The organism is Streptomyces sp. CNZ301 (genome assembly GCF_004217425.1).
Window position 1 is genome coordinate 2,667,650 of sequence record NZ_SHLG01000001.1, and the last position, 15,983, is coordinate 2,683,632.

The window sequence follows — 15,983 nt, forward strand, 5'->3', positions numbered from 1 at the left end:
TGACCGGCGCACGGCGACCAACGCACGGCGGACGTTCATAACAACGTTGTCACGGTGATGAACTGCGCCTCTGCACGGCCATTGACCTGGACACGGCGGACCGGGAGATTGTACGGACAAAGCCGTCCCATGCGGCCCGCGGCCCCCGTCGGCGGCCCGGCCGTGGCCCGAGGAGGTCATGCTCCGTGATGCCCGAGCGCCGCACCAGCCCGCTGGTCCTCAGTATCGCCGCCGTCCTCGCCGCAGGAACGCTCACAGCCTGCGGCGGGGGCACCGGCAGCGACCCGAACACGATCAAGATCGCCTTCCCGAAGGACACCGACAAGAAGGTCACGGTGCGGGACGACTACGTGAAGGACATGGCCGAGGAGTTCGAGAAGAAGCACAAGGGCAAGAAGGTCGAGATCATCCCGATCCAGGCGTCGCAGCAGGACTACTACTCCAAGATCCAGCAGATGATGCGCTCGCCCAAGACCGCGCCCGACCTCGTCTACGAGGACACCTTCCTCATCAACTCCGACATCAAGAGCGGCTATCTGCGCCCCGTCGACAACTACCTCGGCAAGTGGAAGGCCTGGGACCAGTTCGAGCCGTCGGCGAAGACCGCGGCCAAGGCGGAGGACGGCAAGACCTACGGCGTGCCCGACGGCACGGACACCCGCGCCATCTGGTTCAACAAGAAGATCTTCAAGAAGGCCGGCCTGCCCGAGGACTGGAAGCCGAAGACCTGGGACGACGTCCTGGAGGCGGCCCGTACCGTCAAGAAGGAAGTACCCGGCAAGATCCCGCTCAACGTCTTCACCGGCAAGGCCGCCGGCGAGGCGGCGGCGATGCAGGGCTTCGAGATGCTGCTCTACGGCACGGGCCAGGACCCGCTGTACGACAAGAAGTCCAAGAAGTGGGTCAAGGGCAGCAAGGGATTCCGGGACAGCCTGAAGTTCGTCGAGACCGTCTACGGCGACGGCCTCGGGCCGGACGTCGACGCGGCCCTCAACCCCAACATCCAGACCAAGGTCGGCACCGACCTCTTCCCGAACGAGAAGCTGGCCATCGGCATCGACGGCTCCTTCCTCAGCAACAACTGGATCAAGACCGGCGGCAGCCCGTGGCCCGAATGGGACGAGACGATGGGCATGGCGCCGATGCCGACGCAGAACGGCGAGGCGCCCGGTGAGGTGAGCCTGTCCGGCGGCTGGACCTGGTCCATACCCGCCAAGTCGAAGAATCCAGACCTGGCCTGGAAGATGATCGAGACCTTCCAGACCAAGGAGAACGCGCTGGAGTGGTGCATCCGCGGCTCGCAGATCGCCGTGCGCAAGGACGTCGCGGCGGAGGAGAAGTACCTCAACTCCCTGCCGGGCATCAAGTTCTTCACGGACCGCGTCGAGCACAGCGACTACCGCCCGGCCCTCCCGGTCTACCCCCAAGTCTCCACGGCCATCACCGAGGCGATGGAGTCCGTGACGACCGGCGACTCCTCCGTCGAGGAAGCCGCGAAGTCCTATGACGAGCAACTGGATTCCATCACCAACGGAGACGTCACGACCAAGTGACCACCACCGACCTCACCCCGCCCGTCGGCACAGGACGCCCGGGCGGGGGCGGCGGCCACACCCGCAAGGCGAGCGGCGACCGCGCGCCCGCCTGGCGGTGGCTTCCCATCGCCCCCGCCACGCTCCTGCTGCTGCTCTTCCTGGCCGGACCGATCGCGTACTGCGTGTACATCGCCTTCACGAACATGCAGTTGACCGGCCAGGCGTCCGCATCCTTCGTGGGCCTGGACAACTTCGAACGGGCCTTCAAGGACGACGACTTCCGCAACGCCGTCGTACTGACGCTGGTCTTCACGCTCGTCTCCAGCATCCTCGGGCAGAACACCCTCGGACTGGCCCTGGCGGCGCTCATGGCGCGCTCCTCGAAGACCGTCCGGTCGGTGACCGGAGCCGTCGTCATCAGCGCCTGGGTACTGCCGGAGATCGTGGCCGGCTTCCTGCTCTACACCTTCTTCAACAAGGAGGGCACGCTCAACGCCGTACTCGACTGGCTCGGCCTGCCGTCCCAGAACTGGCTGTACACACTGCCCATCATCGCGGTCTCCTTCGCCAACGTCTGGCGCGGAACGGCGTTTTCGATGCTGGTCTACTCGGCCGCCCTCTCGGAGATCCCCAAGGAGGTCACCGAGTCCGCCGAGGTCGACGGCGCCGGTGCGTGGCAGCGCCTGTGGCACATCACGCTACCGATGATCCGGCGCTCCATCGGCACCAACCTGATGCTCAACACCCTGCAGACCCTGTCGGTGTTCGGGCTGATCTGGGCGATGACCCGCGGCGGGCCCGGCAACCGCAGCCAGACCCTGCCGATCTTCATGTACGACCAGGCGTTCAACAAGTCGCTCATCGGCTACGGCACCGCGGTGGCGCTGCTCCTGCTGGTTGTCGGCGCGCTGTTCTCGGTCGTCTATCTGCGCCTGATGCGCGAGGAGGTCTGAGGCAAGAGATGACCGCCCTCAACGACTCCACCCCCGCCGCCGCGGCCCCGGACGCCCGTTCAGCCGGACGGGGCCGCGGACCGCTCCCCCGTCACACCCTCAGCCGCGGCACCCGGCAACGGATCGCGGCGGACCTCGGGCTGCTCGTCATCATGGCGTCGTTCGTACTCCCGCTGCTGTGGCTGCTGTTCGCCTCGGTGGACGAGAAGCCCGGGATGACGGTGACTCCGCCCAGCTCCCTGACGCTGGACAACTTCTCCCGCGTCCTGACGGACGAGATCACCTTCACCCCGATGCTCAACAGCCTGCTGCTGTGCGGCAGTGCCACGCTGATGACCGTCGTCTGCGCCGCGCTTGCGGCCTACCCGCTCTCCCGGTACAGGGCACGCTTCTCACGTCCCTACCTGCTCACCATCCTCTTCACCACATGTCTGCCGATCACGGCGGTCATGGTGCCGGTCTACGGCCTGTTCGTGCAGACCAACCTCATCGACACCATGCACGGCACGTCCTTCTTCCTCGCCACCTCGCAACTGCCCTTCGCCATCTGGCTGATGAAGAACTTCATGGACGGCGTACCGGTGGCGCTGGAAGAGGCGGCCTGGACGGACGGCGCGAGCTGGCTCCAGGCGCTGGTGCGGGTGATCCTGCCGCTGATGGGGCCCGGCTTCGCCGTGGTGACGGTCTACAGCTTCATCATGATGTGGGGGAACTTCTTCGTCCCCTTCATGCTCATCATCAGCCCGGACCAACTCCCCGCGTCGGTGAGCATCTTCACCTTCTTCGGCAACTTCGGTTCCATCGCCTACGGCGAGCTCGCCGCGTTCTCGATCCTTTACTCCACGCCCGTACTGCTGCTGTACATCCTCATCTCGAAGCGGCTGGGCGGCGGCTTCACGCTGGGCGGAGCGGTGAAGGGCTGAGACGGACCGGTTGCTCGCGGGGTCGGCAGGCCTGCCGACCCCGCGAGCAACCGGCGCCCGGCGCACCGCCCCTCATGGGCTCACGGCCTGCGCGCCGCCCGCGCGAACAGGTCCTCCGGGTCGTACGCGGCGCGGATCCGCTCCAGCCGTTCCTCGTGCGAGCCGAAGACCTCGCCGTGCAGCTCTCTCGCATCCTCGCCGAGACCGGCGAAGTTGACGTACGTACCGCCGCTGGAGAACCGCTTCATGTCGTCCCACGCGGAACGCGCCCACCCGATCGCGGCGTCGTCGAGGGCCGGGTCCTCCCAGCCCGCGTCGACGCTGACGTTGTACCGGGCCGACCGGTGCGCGAACGCGCTGTCGTCGCGGCCGACGCGCGCCACGGCGCCACCCATGGTGCGAACGACGACGAGGCTCTGCGGAGTCGGCCGCCGGGAGTCCCAGTCCAGCAAGGTCCGGATGGCCTCGTCGTTCAGCTCCTCCATGAAATGCGACTTCATGAAGTAACGCTGCCCGTCGGGGAACAGCCCGTCGTTCGCGCTCTGCAGCCCGACGTAGGGCACGGTTCCGCTCAGGTCGGCCAGGGGCGGACCCAGGTCGCGCAGCGGAGCCAACGCGGCGTCCGCACCCGCGCCCGCGGGCCCCCCGTACACGCCACCGACGATGACGCACTTCGCCCCGTGCAGCTCCTCCGGGATCGCCGGATCTGCGGGCACGCTCCACAGCAGGATCTCCGGCGTGACCGTCTCCGGTGCGGTCTGCGTCGCGTCCCGCCAGGCCCGCAGAACGGCCTCGGCGTGCTCATAGGGGTACAGAACCAGCGCCGCGGCCACCTCCGGGCCGAGCCGATGGAGACCGAACTCGAAGGACGTGACGACTCCCATGCCCCGTCCCCCGCCGCGCATCGCCCAGAACAGGTCGGGGTCCTCCTCGCGGCTCACCGTGCGCACCGCGCCATCCGCGGTGACGACCTCGAGCGAGCGCACGCTGTCGCAGCTCAGCCCGAAGGTGCGCATCACGAACCCGAGCCCGCCACCGAGAGTGAGCCCGGCGATCCCCGTCACCGAGATCTCCCCTCCGGGCGTGGCCAGCCCGTGCAGCTGTGTCTCGGAATCCAGTTCGCCCCAGGTCACGCCTGCCTGGGCGCGCGCCGTACGTGCGGCGGGGTCGACGTGCACGCCCCGCATCCGCGAAAGGTCGATCACCAGCCCGTCGTCGCACACCGCACTGCCCGCCACCTGGTGTCCGCCGCCGCGGATGCTCACGACGGGACGGTGCTCGCGCGCGGCCCGCACCGTCCCGACGACGTCCGCGGTGCCGGAACAGCGGGCGATGACCGCGGGGCGGCGGTCGATCAGGCCGTTCCACACGGCGCGGCCCTCGTCGTATCCGGGATGCCCGCGGTCGATCACCTCGCCCCGGAGTGAGTCGCGGAGCTGATCGGCGATCGCCTGCTCCGCGGCGGCTGTCGATGCGTTCGTCTGCTCGTGCGGCATCGGCGTCACCTCCTGGTGCGCGCTGCCTTCTGCCGCTGTCCCTTCCAGGGTAGGCCGCAGCCGCGGGGCCCGGAGGCGGGCCGGGGGCGACCCCCGCGGAGGCTCCGGGATCACCGGCCGGAACCGCCGGCCGTCAGTAGACCGATTCGGCCTCGTCCATGCGGTCCTGCGGGACCCGCTTCAGTTCGGTGACCGCGTTCGCCAGCGGTGTCATGACGATCTCGGTGCCGCGCAGCGCCGTCATCTGGCCGAAGTCCCCGCGGTGCGCCGCCTCCACGGCGTGCCAGCCGAAACGGGTGGCGAGCACGCGGTCGTACGCGGTGGGCGTTCCGCCCCGCTGCACATGCCCGAGGATGACCGGCTTCGCCTCCTTGCCCAGCCGGTACTCCAGCTCGCTCGCGAGCCGGTTGCCGATGCCGACGAAGCGCTCGTGCCCGTACCGGTCGATGACGCCCCGCTCGTACGGCATCGAGCCCTCGGCCGGGTGGGCGCCCTCCGCCACGCAGATCAGGGCGAACTTCTTCTCGCGGGAGAAGCGCTCCTCGACCATCTTCGCCAGGTCGTCGACCTCGAAGGGCCGCTCCGGGATGCAGATGCCGTGCGCGCCGGCGGCCATGCCCGCCTCCAGGGCGATCCACCCGGCGTGCCGACCCATGACCTCGACGACCATGACCCGCTGATGGGACTCGGCGGTGGTCTTGAGGCGGTCCATGGCCTCCGTGGCGACGCCGACGGCGGTGTCGAAGCCGAAGGTGCGGTCAGTCGCGGAGATGTCGTTGTCGATGGTCTTGGGCACGCCCACGACCGGAAGGCCCGCGTCCGCCAGCATCCGGGCCGCGGTCAGCGTTCCCTCGCCGCCGATGGGGATCAGCGCGTCGAGGCCGAGCCGGTCGATGAGCTCCTCGGAGTTGTCGCACGCCTCGCGCAGGCGGTCGCGCTCCAGGCGGGCGGAGCCCAGGATCGTCCCGCCGCGGGCGAGGATTCCGGCGACGTCGTTGGTGCCGAGCGAGCGGTAGCGTCCGTCGAGCAGCCCCGTGAATCCGTCCTCGAAACCGATCACTTCGTCGTGCCGGTCGTGAACTGCCCTGTGGACGACGGAACGGATCACGGCGTTCAGGCCGGGGCAGTCGCCGCCTGCCGTGAGGACTCCGATGCGCATGGGGGTTCTGTCTCCTGGTCGTCGGTCGGCCCGCGCCGGGCGGGCGCTTCTTGCTGCTCGGTCCTTGCGGTGAGCCGTCTGAGCGGTAACGAGTGTTTCATGTGTTGAAAGCACGCCGCACCGGCGTCCGCCCACCGGACCGCTTCTCCGGCTCTCCTGCCCGCTCCGGGAACCGGCTCACCTCGCGCCGCGGGTACGGTCGGGGGCGAGGGGGCGTGGGCACTTGCGGAAGTGCGGCAGATCCCCGCACGGGCCGACTATTGCACGGTCTGCCGCCATGAGCGCCCGACCGGCGACGAGAGGAAGAACACCTGTGACCCGCAGCGTGTACGTGACCGGAATCGGCCGCGGCGACGGCCGCCAGGTCGTCGAGCTGGGAGTCATGGAGCTCCTGACCCGCCGCGTCGACCGCGTCGGGGTCTTCCGCCCGCTGGTGCACGACGGCCCGGACCGCCTCTACGAGCTGCTCCGCAGCCGCTACCGCCTCACCCAGCCCACCGACAGCGCCGTCGGCATGACCTATACGGAGGCGGCCGCGTTCCAGGCGGGCCGAGGGGAGGACGAACTCGTCTCCCGCCTCGTGGAGCGCTTCCACGAAGCAGCCGCCGGCTACGACGCGATGCTCGTCCTCGGCACCGACTTCGCCGACACCCAGCTGCCGGCCGAGCTCACCCTCAACGCCCGCCTGGCCAACGAGTTCGGCGCCTCGGTGCTGCCCGTCGTCTCCGGCAAGGGCCAGAGCGCCGGCTCAGTCGCGTCGGAGGTGCGCAACGCCCACCACGCGTTCAGTTCGCTCGGCTGCGAGGTCGTCGCGATGATCGCCAACCGGGTGCGCGGTGCCGAACGGGACGAGACCGCGCGCCGGCTCGCCGGCCGGCTTCCCGAACCGGTGTACGTGCTGCCGGAGGAACCGGCGCTGTCCGCTCCGACGGTGGCGCAGGTACGGGACAAGCTGGGCGCCGAGCTGCTGCTGGGCGAACCGGCGGCGCTCGCCCGCGACGTGCGGGACTTCGTCTTCGGAGGAGCGCACCTCCCCGTCTTCCTGCCGGCCCTGACCGAGGGCTGCATGGTCATCACCCCCGGGGACCGTGCCGACCTCGTCGTGGGCGCACTCGCCTCGCACGCCGCCGGCTCCCCCGCCATCGCCGGCGTCGTCCTCACGCTCGGCGAGCGCCCCGGCGCGGAGACCATGGCGCTGGCGGCACGTCTCGCGCCCGGTACGCCCGTCCTGGGCGTCACCGGCGGGTCGTTCCCGACGGCGGCGGAGCTGCTGGTGCTGGAGGGCAGACTGACGGCCGCCACGCCGCGCAAGGCGGAGGTGGCGCTCGGCCTGTTCGAACACCACGTGGACACCGGGGAGTTGACCGGCCGGCTCGCGGTCGCGCGGGGCGAACGCGTCACGCCGATGATGTTCGAGCACCAGCTTGTCGAGCGGGCCCGCGCCGACCGCCGCCACATCGTGCTGCCGGAGGGAACCGAGGAGCGGGTGCTGCGCGCCGCGGAGGTGCTGCTGCGCCGCAACATCTGCGACCTGACGCTGCTGGGCGAGCGCTCGGCGGTGCGCAGGCGGGCGGCGGAGCTCGGCATCGACCTCACGCTCCTGGGCGAGGACGAGTTCCCCTCCGACGCGCAGGCGTCCGCGCGGATCGTGAACCCGCAGACGTCGCCGCTGCGGGAGCGCTTCGCGGAGACGTACGCGAAGCTGCGCTCCCACAAGGGCGTCACCTTCGAACTCGCCCACGACGTCGTCGCGGACGTGTCCTACTTCGGGACGCTCATGGTGCACGAGGGGCTCGCGGACGGCATGGTCTCGGGGACCGCGCACTCCACCGCCGCGACCGTCCGTCCCGCCTTCGAGGTGATCAGGACGAGCCCCGACGCCTCGATCGTCTCGTCCGTCTTCTTCATGTGCCTGGCCGACCGCGTCCTCGTCTACGGCGACTGCGCGGTCAATCCGGACCCGGGTGCGGAGCAACTCGCGGACATCGCCGTCCAGTCGGCGACGACGGCCGCCCGCTTCGGCGTCGAGCCGCGTATCGCGATGCTGTCCTACTCGACGGGCACCTCGGGCTCCGGCGCCGACGTGGACAAGGTCCGCCGGGCCACGGAACTCCTGCGCGAACGCAGGCCCGAACTGCTGGTGGAGGGCCCCATCCAGTACGACGCGGCGGTGGAGCCCTCGGTCGCGGCCACGAAGCTTCCCGGCTCACAGGTCGCGGGCCGCGCGACCGTGCTGGTCTTCCCGGACCTCAACACCGGCAACAACACCTACAAGGCGGTGCAGCGCTCGGCCGGAGCAGTCGCGGTCGGTCCGGTGCTCCAGGGACTGCGCAAGCCGGTCAACGATCTTTCGCGCGGGGCGCTGGTCTCCGACATCGTCAACACGGTCGCGATCACCGCCGTCCAGGCCCAGCGCAACGGCAGCAAGGGCGACTGACGGGCACTCGCCGCAGGCCGCCCGGGACGTCCCGCGGCGATATCGTCGTGCGCGGGCCGCCGCCCGCGCACGTATGCCGCACGCCGCCCCGCCACCGCCGCAGAACCACGCAGAAAGCCGAGCACCCCGTGACCGCCACCCGCGTCCTCGTACTCAACTCCGGTTCCTCCTCGGTGAAGTACCAGCTTCTGGAGATGGCCGACGGCACACGCCTGGCCGCGGGGATCGCGGAGCGCATCGGCGAGAAGCAGTCGCGTCTGCTCCACAGTCCGCTGGCTTCAGGAGGTGAACGCCGGGAGCGTGCCGAGGAGTTCGCGGACCACGAGGCGGCGCTGCGTGCGGTCTCGGAGGAGCTGGAGGCGGACGGGTTCGGTCCGCACTCCCCGCAGCTGGCCGCGATCGGGCACCGCGTGGTGCACGGCGGGCGGACCTTCACGCGGCCCACGCTCGTCGACGACGCCGTGCTCGCGGAGATCGAGCGTCTGATCCCGGTGGCTCCGCTGCACAACCCGGCCAATCTGACGGGCATCACGACCGCCCGTGCCCTCAACCCGGGCCTGCCTCAGGTCGCCGTCTTCGACACCAGCTTCCACACGACGATCCCGGAGCACGCCGCCCGGTACGCCATCGACACCACCACGGCCGACGAGCACCGCGTGCGCCGCTACGGCTTTCACGGCACCTCGCACGCGTACGTCTCGCGCGAGACCGCCGCCCTGCTCGGCAAGGACCCCGCCGAGGTCAACGTCATCGTGCTGCACCTGGGCAACGGGGCCTCCGCGTCCGCCGTCAGGGGCGGCCGCTGCGTGGAGACCTCGATGGGGCTGACCCCGCTTGAGGGCCTGGTGATGGGTACCCGTTCCGGCGACGTGGACCCCGCCGTGGTCTCCCACCTGGTGAGGGTCGCGGGCATGTCCGTCGACGAGGTCGACGAGCTGCTGAACAAGCGGAGCGGGCTGGTCGGTCTGTGCGGCGACAACGACATGCGTGAGATCACCCGCCGCGTCGAGGAAGGGGATGAGGCAGCCCGGCTCGCCTTCGACATCTACATCCACCGCCTCAGGAAGTACATCGGCGCCTACACCGCCGTGCTGGGGCACGTCGACGCCGTGGCCTTCACCGCCGGAGTGGGCGAGAATTCCGCTCCGGTACGGCGGGCCGCGCTGGCCGGCCTGGAGGGCCTGGGGCTGCGTGTGGACGAGGAGAGGAACCAGGCGGAGCGGGAGGGCCCGGCCGCTCGGCGGGCCAGGTTCATCTCACCCGAGGGCGCCCGCGTCGCCGTGGCCGTCGTACCGACCGATGAGGAGCTGGAGATCGCAGAGCAGACCTACGCGCTGGTCAGCGAGGCGGGTTCACCGGCTCGTCACTGAACTCGTGATCCACTTCACCCCCGATACGTTCCGCATTTGAACAAACCGTTAGGATCGTCCTCATGCGCCGTTCCAAAATCGTCTGCACCCTGGGCCCAGCCGTCGACTCCTACGAGCAGCTGAAAACGCTGATCGAGGCCGGCATGAACGTGGCCCGATTCAACATGAGCCACGGCACCCAGCCGGAGCACCAGGAGCGGTACGACCGCGTCCGCAAGGCCGCGGAGGAGACCGGCCGGGCGGTTGGCGTACTTGCCGACCTCCAGGGCCCCAAGATCCGCCTGGAGACCTTCGCGGAGGGTCCCGTCGAGCTGGTGCGCGGCGAGGAATTCACCATCACCACCGAGGACGTCGAGGGTGACAGGACGATCTGCGGCACCACGTACAAGGGGCTGCCGGGAGACGTCACCAAGGGCGACCCGGTCCTCATCAACGACGGCAACGTGGCCCTCCAGGTCATCGAGGTCGACGGTCCGCATGTGCGCACCATCGTGATCGAGGGCGGCGTGATCTCCGATCACAAGGGCATCAACCTGCCGGGTGCGGCGGTGAACGTCCCCGCGCTGTCCGAGAAGGACATCGAGGACCTGCGCTTCGCCCTGCGCATGGGCTGCGACATGGTGGCGCTGTCGTTCGTCAGGGACGCGTCCGACGTGCGCGACGTGCACCGGATCATGGACGAGGTCGGCCGGCGCGTCCCGCTGATCGCCAAGGTCGAGAAGCCGCAGGCCGTCGCGAACATGGAAGACGTCGTCATGGCGTTCGACGGCGTAATGGTGGCCCGCGGCGACCTGGCCGTCGAGTATCCGCTGGAGCGGGTGCCGATGGTGCAGAAGCGGCTGATCGAGATGTGCCGCCGCAACGCCAAGCCGGTGATCGTCGCGACCCAGATGATGGAGTCGATGATCACCAACTCCCGTCCCACGCGCGCCGAGGCGTCCGACGTCGCCAACGCGATCCTGGACGGGGCGGACGCGGTGATGCTGTCCGCGGAGTCCTCCGTCGGCCAGTACCCGGTGGAGACCGTCAAGACGATGTCGAAGATCGTGGAGGCGGCCGAGGAGGAACTGCTCAGCCGGGGCCTGCAGCCGCTCGTGCCGGGCAAGAAGCCCCGCACGCAGGGCGGTTCGGTGGCACGCGCGGCGGCCGAGATGGCGGACTTCCTGGACGGCAAGGCGCTCGTGGCGTTCACCAAGTCCGGCGACACCGCCCGCCGGCTCTCCCGATACCGGGCCTGCCAGCCGATCCTCGCCTTCACCACCGAGCCCGAGACCCGCAACCAGCTCACCCTGAGCTGGGGCGTGGAGACGTACGTGGTGCCGCACGTGGAGCACACCGACGAGATGGTCGAACTGGTCGACGCGGAACTGCTGAAGCTCCAGCGCTACGACGAAGGCGACACGATGCTCATCACGGCGGGCTCCCCGCCCGGTGTCCCGGGCACCACGAACATGGTCCGGGTGCACCACCTGGGCGGCTCGGGGGGCTGACCGGGCACGCCCGACCCCGACTGCTGCGGGCCCGTGGCCGGTTCTCCCGGCCACGGGCCCGCTTCCGTCTCTCCCGAGGCCGTCTCCCCCGCACACGGCTCCCGCGCGGCTCACGCCCGCGGAACGCAACGAGCAGGGCCCGCGGCCTCGTTGAGGTCGCGGGCCCTGCTGTGCGGCGGCTCCCGGTGAACGGCTGCGGGCGGCTCAGTCGATGCTCTGGTGCAGACCGGGGACCGTCAGGTTGCCTCCGAACTGACCGGCCTGCCTCACCTCGACGTTGGTGAAGTACGCCTCGGGGATGTTCAGCGGCGGCGGGTGCTCCGGGTCGAAGACGATCGGGATCAGCCCGAACAGGTTGCCCTTGAGCTCCTCGGTGTACATCGTCACCTTGCCGCCACGGATCGTGGAGGTGGAGCCCTTGGCAGCCTGGACGTGGTAGTTGGTGCCGTCCGGGCCCTTCACGATCTGGTGCAGGTCGCCGATGTCGAGGCTGCTCGCGGTGAACTTCAGGGCCTGCTTGGTCCTGCCGTCCTGCGTGCGGATGTTGACGACGCCCTCGTAGTCCAGGCCGTGCAGACCGAGCGAACTGGCCTTCAGCTGCCACGGCTCGTTGGGCAGGCTGTTCGGAGTCTGCTCGTCCTTCCCGGCGGACTTCTTCTCCTCGACACAGGGGAAGTCCTTGCCGTCCTTGCGGGCGTTCTCCTTCCCGGCCTCGTCCTCGCCGGCCGAAGGCAGCTTGTCCGCGGCGCCCTTGCCGACCTCTTCGACACCCTTGCCGAGCTCGTCGGTGGTGTCCTTGAGGCCGTCGCCCACCTTGTCGACGGCGTCGCCGACCGGCTCGTCCGCCTTGGTGGAGGTCTCGGAGGAGGAAGAGGCCTTCTCCTCTTCCTCCTTCTCCTCCTCCGCTGCCTTCTCCTCGGGGGAGAGGATGTCGCCGAGCGCGTCGCCGACACCGCCCAGGAGGCCGCCGCCGTCCTCGTCCTCGTCCTCGCCGGGGTCGGACGGTGACGGGCTGGGCTCGGGGTCCTCCGACCCGCCGCTGCCGCCACTGCCGCCGCTGTCGCCGGACGGGCTGGGCTCAGGCTCGGAGGTTCCGGAGCCGGGCTTGGAGGAGTCGGAACCGCCATCGGCGTCGTCCCGCTGCTTCTCCTTCTCGGCCTTCTCCCTGGCCTCCTTCTCGGCCTTCTCCCTGGCCTTCTCCTCCGCGTCCTCGTCCTTGTCGGGCTGGGACACGCAGGCGCCGCCCTTGAAGGGGTTCTTGGGCAACGGCTTGGCGCTGGCGAGCTGAGGCGTCAGCCCCATGCCCATCAGGACCGCGGACGGCATGGCGGCGATGGCTATCGCTTTACCCGCGGGGACATGCAGGCGGTTCAGCAGCGGTTTCCTCGGAGCCGCGTGACGCGGTCCGATTCTCCCGCGGCCGGCGTCGGGCGCTTCTTGCGCCGACGGCACCGCCTCCTCCTGAACCTCGTCACCCGGCACGGTGCCTCCCGTTCCCGTGGTTCACATCGGCTCCGGTCGACGAAGCCGTTCCAAAGACTGAAAGGTCGTCCTGGGCCGTGCCCTTCGGACGGCCGATGTCCGAGTCCCTGTCCGCGTCGGTGGGCGACGAGGAGTAAGTGGGGCTCGAAGGTGCCGTGCGGGCGGCCGAGTTGGCGTCCCCGGGCTCATCACCGTCAGCCTCTCGCTTCGCCAGGGGCTTTCCCGGCCCCCAGGAGACACCGAGCGCCCCACCGATCAGACCCAGCAGGAATCCGATCATGTAGCCGCCGAAGTTCGAGACGACCAGGGAGACCAGGCACAGCAGAATCGCCGCGATACCGGCGAACACCCGAGAATGCGGCTGGAACCACATCGTCAACCCGAGCACGATGAGCAGGGCGCCGATGATCAGCGAGCCGGCGCCCGCTGTCGTCGACATCCGGATCGTCAAGGAGCCCAACGTGAGGTTGTGATACGGGATGTACATGATGGGGATGCCGGCGAGCAGCGTCAGCAGTCCGCCCCAGAACGGGCGCTGTCCACGCCAGTCCCGGAACGAACTGCGCTTCTGGCCGAATCCGGTCGTCAGCCTTTGTCGCGTCTCGGCGCTCATGTCGTACAGCTCCTCGGGACTGGCACAAAGCTTGCGTTGGTGGAGCAGACCGGATGGGTGCGGGGCGGCAAGGAGCAGCCGCGCCACACCCATCCGGTCAGCGAGTGCGCATCAGTAGCACTCGTTCTTGCCTTTCTTCACGGCCATCTTGAGGCCGCTGAGCTTGAAAGTACCGGCGGTGGTCGCCCAGGCACGCTGCTTGACATCCGTGAATGTCGCGCTGTCTGCCTGCTGGGCGAACGATCCCGGCGCGTACTTGTCGCCCTTGTTCGGGCCGGGGCCCTTCGAGGTGCTGTCCGCCGCGACGCCGATGTCGATGTTGTTGAACTGGGCGTTGGCCGCGATGTCATCGGCATCGATGTACAGCTTCTTGGCCTCGACCGGTGTCGCCGGATCGGCGCCGGCGCCCAGCTTCATCGTCACGTCGCCGAACGCCGGAACCGGCACGACGACGGACTGGCAAAGATTCCTGATCTTCGCCTCGTTGAAGCCGACGACTGCGACGGGCTTCTTGCCGACCTTCGTCGAGTCGACGGCGCCGTACTGGACGAAGCCCTTGCCGTCCAGGCGGTCGGCGCTGACCTTGAACTGCTGGCCGGAGACGCTGAACGACGCCGCCAGCGCACCCTGCGAAAGTGCCACACCGATCGCTGCGGTGGCAGCGACGCTCGGCACCATGACGACGGCGAACCGCTTCCATCTGGTCCCGCCACGAGCCAGGGACTCCATGACTTTCCTCCTTCTCGGACGTACATCTCCGGCCTGGACGGACCGTTCCTCAACGGCCCGCTCCCTGACCTGGGATGGGAGAAGTGCTACGTCCTCGGGAAGGAGAGCGCCGTCATCGACAGACGTACGGGTACGTCACGTCCGAGCTGTCGGCGATCACCCCCGAGCGACAACCACTGGCCACGCTCTCGCGCAACCTGCTTTGTTCGGACAGGCCCTGCCGGTTTCGGCAGAGACCCCCCTGTCCGTAGAACCGGCGGTGTTACTGGGTGGAGCTCAAGCTTGCGTGCCGGTCCTGCTCGGTGGGGATCCAAAGCCTGCAAGGCACCGAATGGTTGCCGGGCTGCGGGCAATGGACCGAGCTTGGCCGATCGTGGTCTATCCGAAGGCTGCGCACAAGGGGGTGCGTTACCAGTGAGTAACGGCCAGATAACCGGTCGGCGGCCGATCAGCATAGGGCAGACACACAGGGTCGTCACCCCTGGGGGAAGGAACCGGGAACCAACCGGACATCCAAGAAGAAAGCACGCAGGGGCATTTACTGCGAGTAACAGCGACTGTGATTGCCAAGTTTTGGCAAAACACAGCCGCTGATGTCGCTAAATCCATCTGTCGTGACCGAAGGTGCGGCTCCGCACGCTCCGGTCAGAACAGCACGCGTGCGAGGGCACTACGCGCCGTGACTACCCGTGGATCCTCCGCGCCAATCACGTCGAAGAGCTCGAGCAGCCGCAGACGCGCAGTCTCCCGATCCTCCCCCGCGGACTTTTTCACGGCCTCCACAAGCCGGCCGAACGCGTCCTCCACGTGACCGCCCGCCATGTCCAGGTCTGCCGCCCGGAGTTGGGCCTCAACGTCGGACGGGCGGTCGGCGGCGTCCTTGCGCACCTGCTGCGCGTCCAGACCCTGCACACGGCCGAGCAGTTCGGCCATCGCGAGGCCGACCCGGGCCTCGGTGTTGCCGGGGTCGGTCGACAGGACGTTCTTGTACGCCTGAACCGCACCGTTCAAGTCACCCGTGTCCAGGGCCTGCTGGGCCGCCGCAAGCGCCGGGTCCTCCGGCTCCGAGGGCTGCTGCTGCGCCTCCTCGGCACCCTCGTCGGCCACGGCGCCCTGCAGGCCCGTGATACCGAAGCGCTCCTCGGAGACCTGGATCAGCTGGTCGAGCGTCTGCCTGATCTGTGCCTCGGGAGCGGCACCCTGGAAGAGGGGCAGCGCCTGACCGGCCACGACGGCGAACACCGCGGGGATTCCCTGGACGCCGAACTGCTGCATCAGCATCTGGTTCTTGTCGGCGTCGATCTTCGCGAGCAGCACGCGCCCCGCGTACTCCCGCGTCAGGCGCTCGAGCACGGGCGACAACTGCTTGCACGGCTCGCACCACTCGGCCCAGAAGTCGATCACGACGGGCACTTCGGCGGAAGGCTGGAGCACCTTCGCCTCGAAGTCCGCCTCGTCGACGTCGATCACCAGACTCACCGGGGCGCCGGCGTCGCCCTGCGCCGCCGAGCGCGCCCTGGCCTGCTCTGCTTTCTGCTTGGCCTCACCGGCCGCCTTCACCGCGGAGAGGTCGACCACTCCGCTCATGGACATGTTGCGTGGCTGCATGAGTCCAGTCTCCCCCCTTTCCCGCCGTGCTGTGTGCCTCGCCGGGTCCCCGTCCGGCTGTGGTCGTGGTCGTCGCACCGGAAAGCGCCCCCATTTTCCGATACGGTTCGTAGCGTAACTGCTACGGGGTCCCCTCGCGCAAGCCCCCCGCATCCTGTTCCGGTTGCATTCGGGTCCGGTTCCCGTCC

12 protein-coding genes are annotated in these 15,983 nt (G+C 69.1%); 6 read left to right on the forward strand and 6 right to left on the reverse strand.

Features of this window, described 5'->3' with window-relative positions; genetic code table 11:
• Window positions 1–188: 188 nt before the first annotated feature.
• From EV375_RS11370 to EV375_RS11380, 3 genes are read left to right on the forward strand one after another with little or no spacing between them, the layout of a single operon-like run.
• Window positions 189–1,553, forward strand: coding sequence for an extracellular solute-binding protein (locus EV375_RS11370; protein ID WP_130299336.1), 1,365 nt, complete (start codon window positions 189–191; stop codon window positions 1,551–1,553).
• On the forward strand, window positions 1,550–2,488 hold the full coding sequence (locus EV375_RS11375; RefSeq protein WP_130299337.1) for a carbohydrate ABC transporter permease: 939 nt from the start codon (window positions 1,550–1,552) through the stop codon (window positions 2,486–2,488). Before EV375_RS11370 ends, EV375_RS11375 begins: the two co-directional genes overlap by 4 nt.
• 8 nt (window positions 2,489–2,496) lie before the next feature.
• Entirely contained in the window at window positions 2,497–3,411 is a 915-nt protein-coding gene (locus EV375_RS11380; RefSeq protein WP_130299338.1) for a carbohydrate ABC transporter permease, read from the forward strand.
• An 80-nt stretch (window positions 3,412–3,491) separates the two neighbouring features.
• Here EV375_RS11380 and EV375_RS11385 read toward each other — a convergent pair whose 3' ends face one another.
• Window positions 3,492–4,907, reverse strand: a complete 1,416-nt coding sequence (locus EV375_RS11385) for an FAD-binding oxidoreductase (protein WP_130299339.1) — start codon at window positions 4,905–4,907, stop codon at window positions 3,492–3,494.
• A 133-nt stretch (window positions 4,908–5,040) separates the two neighbouring features.
• On the reverse strand, window positions 5,041–6,066 hold the full coding sequence (locus EV375_RS11390) for an ATP-dependent 6-phosphofructokinase (RefSeq protein WP_130299340.1): 1,026 nt from the start codon (window positions 6,064–6,066) through the stop codon (window positions 5,041–5,043).
• 313 nt (window positions 6,067–6,379) lie between these two features.
• Here EV375_RS11390 and pta point away from each other — a divergent pair, with 313 nt between their 5' ends.
• From pta to pyk, 3 genes are all read left to right on the forward strand, one after another.
• On the forward strand, window positions 6,380–8,503 hold the full coding sequence (pta, locus tag EV375_RS11395) for a phosphate acetyltransferase (RefSeq protein WP_130299341.1): 2,124 nt from the start codon (window positions 6,380–6,382) through the stop codon (window positions 8,501–8,503).
• A gap of 128 nt (window positions 8,504–8,631) precedes the next feature.
• Window positions 8,632–9,873, forward strand: coding sequence for an acetate kinase (locus tag EV375_RS11400; RefSeq protein WP_130299342.1), 1,242 nt, complete (start codon window positions 8,632–8,634; stop codon window positions 9,871–9,873).
• Between the two features lie 62 nt (window positions 9,874–9,935).
• A complete protein-coding gene (pyk, locus tag EV375_RS11405; protein ID WP_130299343.1) occupies window positions 9,936–11,363 on the forward strand; it encodes a pyruvate kinase in 1,428 nt (475 codons plus the stop codon).
• 204 nt (window positions 11,364–11,567) lie between these two features.
• Here pyk and EV375_RS11410 read toward each other — a convergent pair whose 3' ends face one another.
• The 4 genes from EV375_RS11410 to EV375_RS11430 form a co-directional block, all read right to left on the reverse strand.
• On the reverse strand, window positions 11,568–12,689 hold the full coding sequence (locus EV375_RS11410; RefSeq protein ID WP_486588422.1) for a hypothetical protein: 1,122 nt from the start codon (window positions 12,687–12,689) through the stop codon (window positions 11,568–11,570).
• A 145-nt stretch (window positions 12,690–12,834) separates the two neighbouring features.
• On the reverse strand, window positions 12,835–13,458 hold the full coding sequence (locus EV375_RS11415) for a DUF6114 domain-containing protein (protein WP_130299344.1): 624 nt from the start codon (window positions 13,456–13,458) through the stop codon (window positions 12,835–12,837).
• A 111-nt stretch (window positions 13,459–13,569) separates the two neighbouring features.
• Window positions 13,570–14,187 carry a DUF6230 family protein gene (locus tag EV375_RS11420; protein WP_130299345.1) on the reverse strand — a complete coding sequence of 206 codons (618 nt, stop codon included), beginning with the start codon at window positions 14,185–14,187 and terminating at the stop codon, window positions 13,570–13,572.
• Window positions 14,188–14,832: 645 nt separating this feature from the next.
• Complete coding sequence (locus EV375_RS11430; protein WP_130299346.1) at window positions 14,833–15,795, reverse strand: tetratricopeptide repeat protein; 963 nt, start codon at window positions 15,793–15,795, stop codon at window positions 14,833–14,835.
• Window positions 15,796–15,983: the final 188 nt, after the last annotated feature.

Bases quoted from the DNA above. Each gene is read 5' to 3' on its own strand.
- EV375_RS11370 (WP_130299336.1), top strand. From the start codon at position 189: ATGCCCGAGCGCCGCACCAGCCCGCTGGTCCTCAGTATCGCCGCCGTC.
- EV375_RS11380 (WP_130299338.1), top strand. From the start codon at position 2,497: ATGACCGCCCTCAACGACTCCACCCCCGCCGCCGCGGCCCCGGACGCC.
- EV375_RS11385 (WP_130299339.1), bottom strand. From the start codon at position 4,907: ATGCCGCACGAGCAGACGAACGCATCGACAGCCGCCGCGGAGCAGGCG.
- EV375_RS11390 (WP_130299340.1), bottom strand. From the start codon at position 6,066: ATGCGCATCGGAGTCCTCACGGCAGGCGGCGACTGCCCCGGCCTGAAC.
- pyk (WP_130299343.1), top strand. From the start codon at position 9,936: ATGCGCCGTTCCAAAATCGTCTGCACCCTGGGCCCAGCCGTCGACTCC.
- EV375_RS11410 (WP_486588422.1), bottom strand. From the start codon at position 12,689: ATGCCGTCCGCGGTCCTGATGGGCATGGGGCTGACGCCTCAGCTCGCC.
- EV375_RS11415 (WP_130299344.1), bottom strand. From the start codon at position 13,458: ATGAGCGCCGAGACGCGACAAAGGCTGACGACCGGATTCGGCCAGAAG.
- EV375_RS11420 (WP_130299345.1), bottom strand. From the start codon at position 14,187: ATGGAGTCCCTGGCTCGTGGCGGGACCAGATGGAAGCGGTTCGCCGTC.
- EV375_RS11430 (WP_130299346.1), bottom strand. From the start codon at position 15,795: ATGCAGCCACGCAACATGTCCATGAGCGGAGTGGTCGACCTCTCCGCG.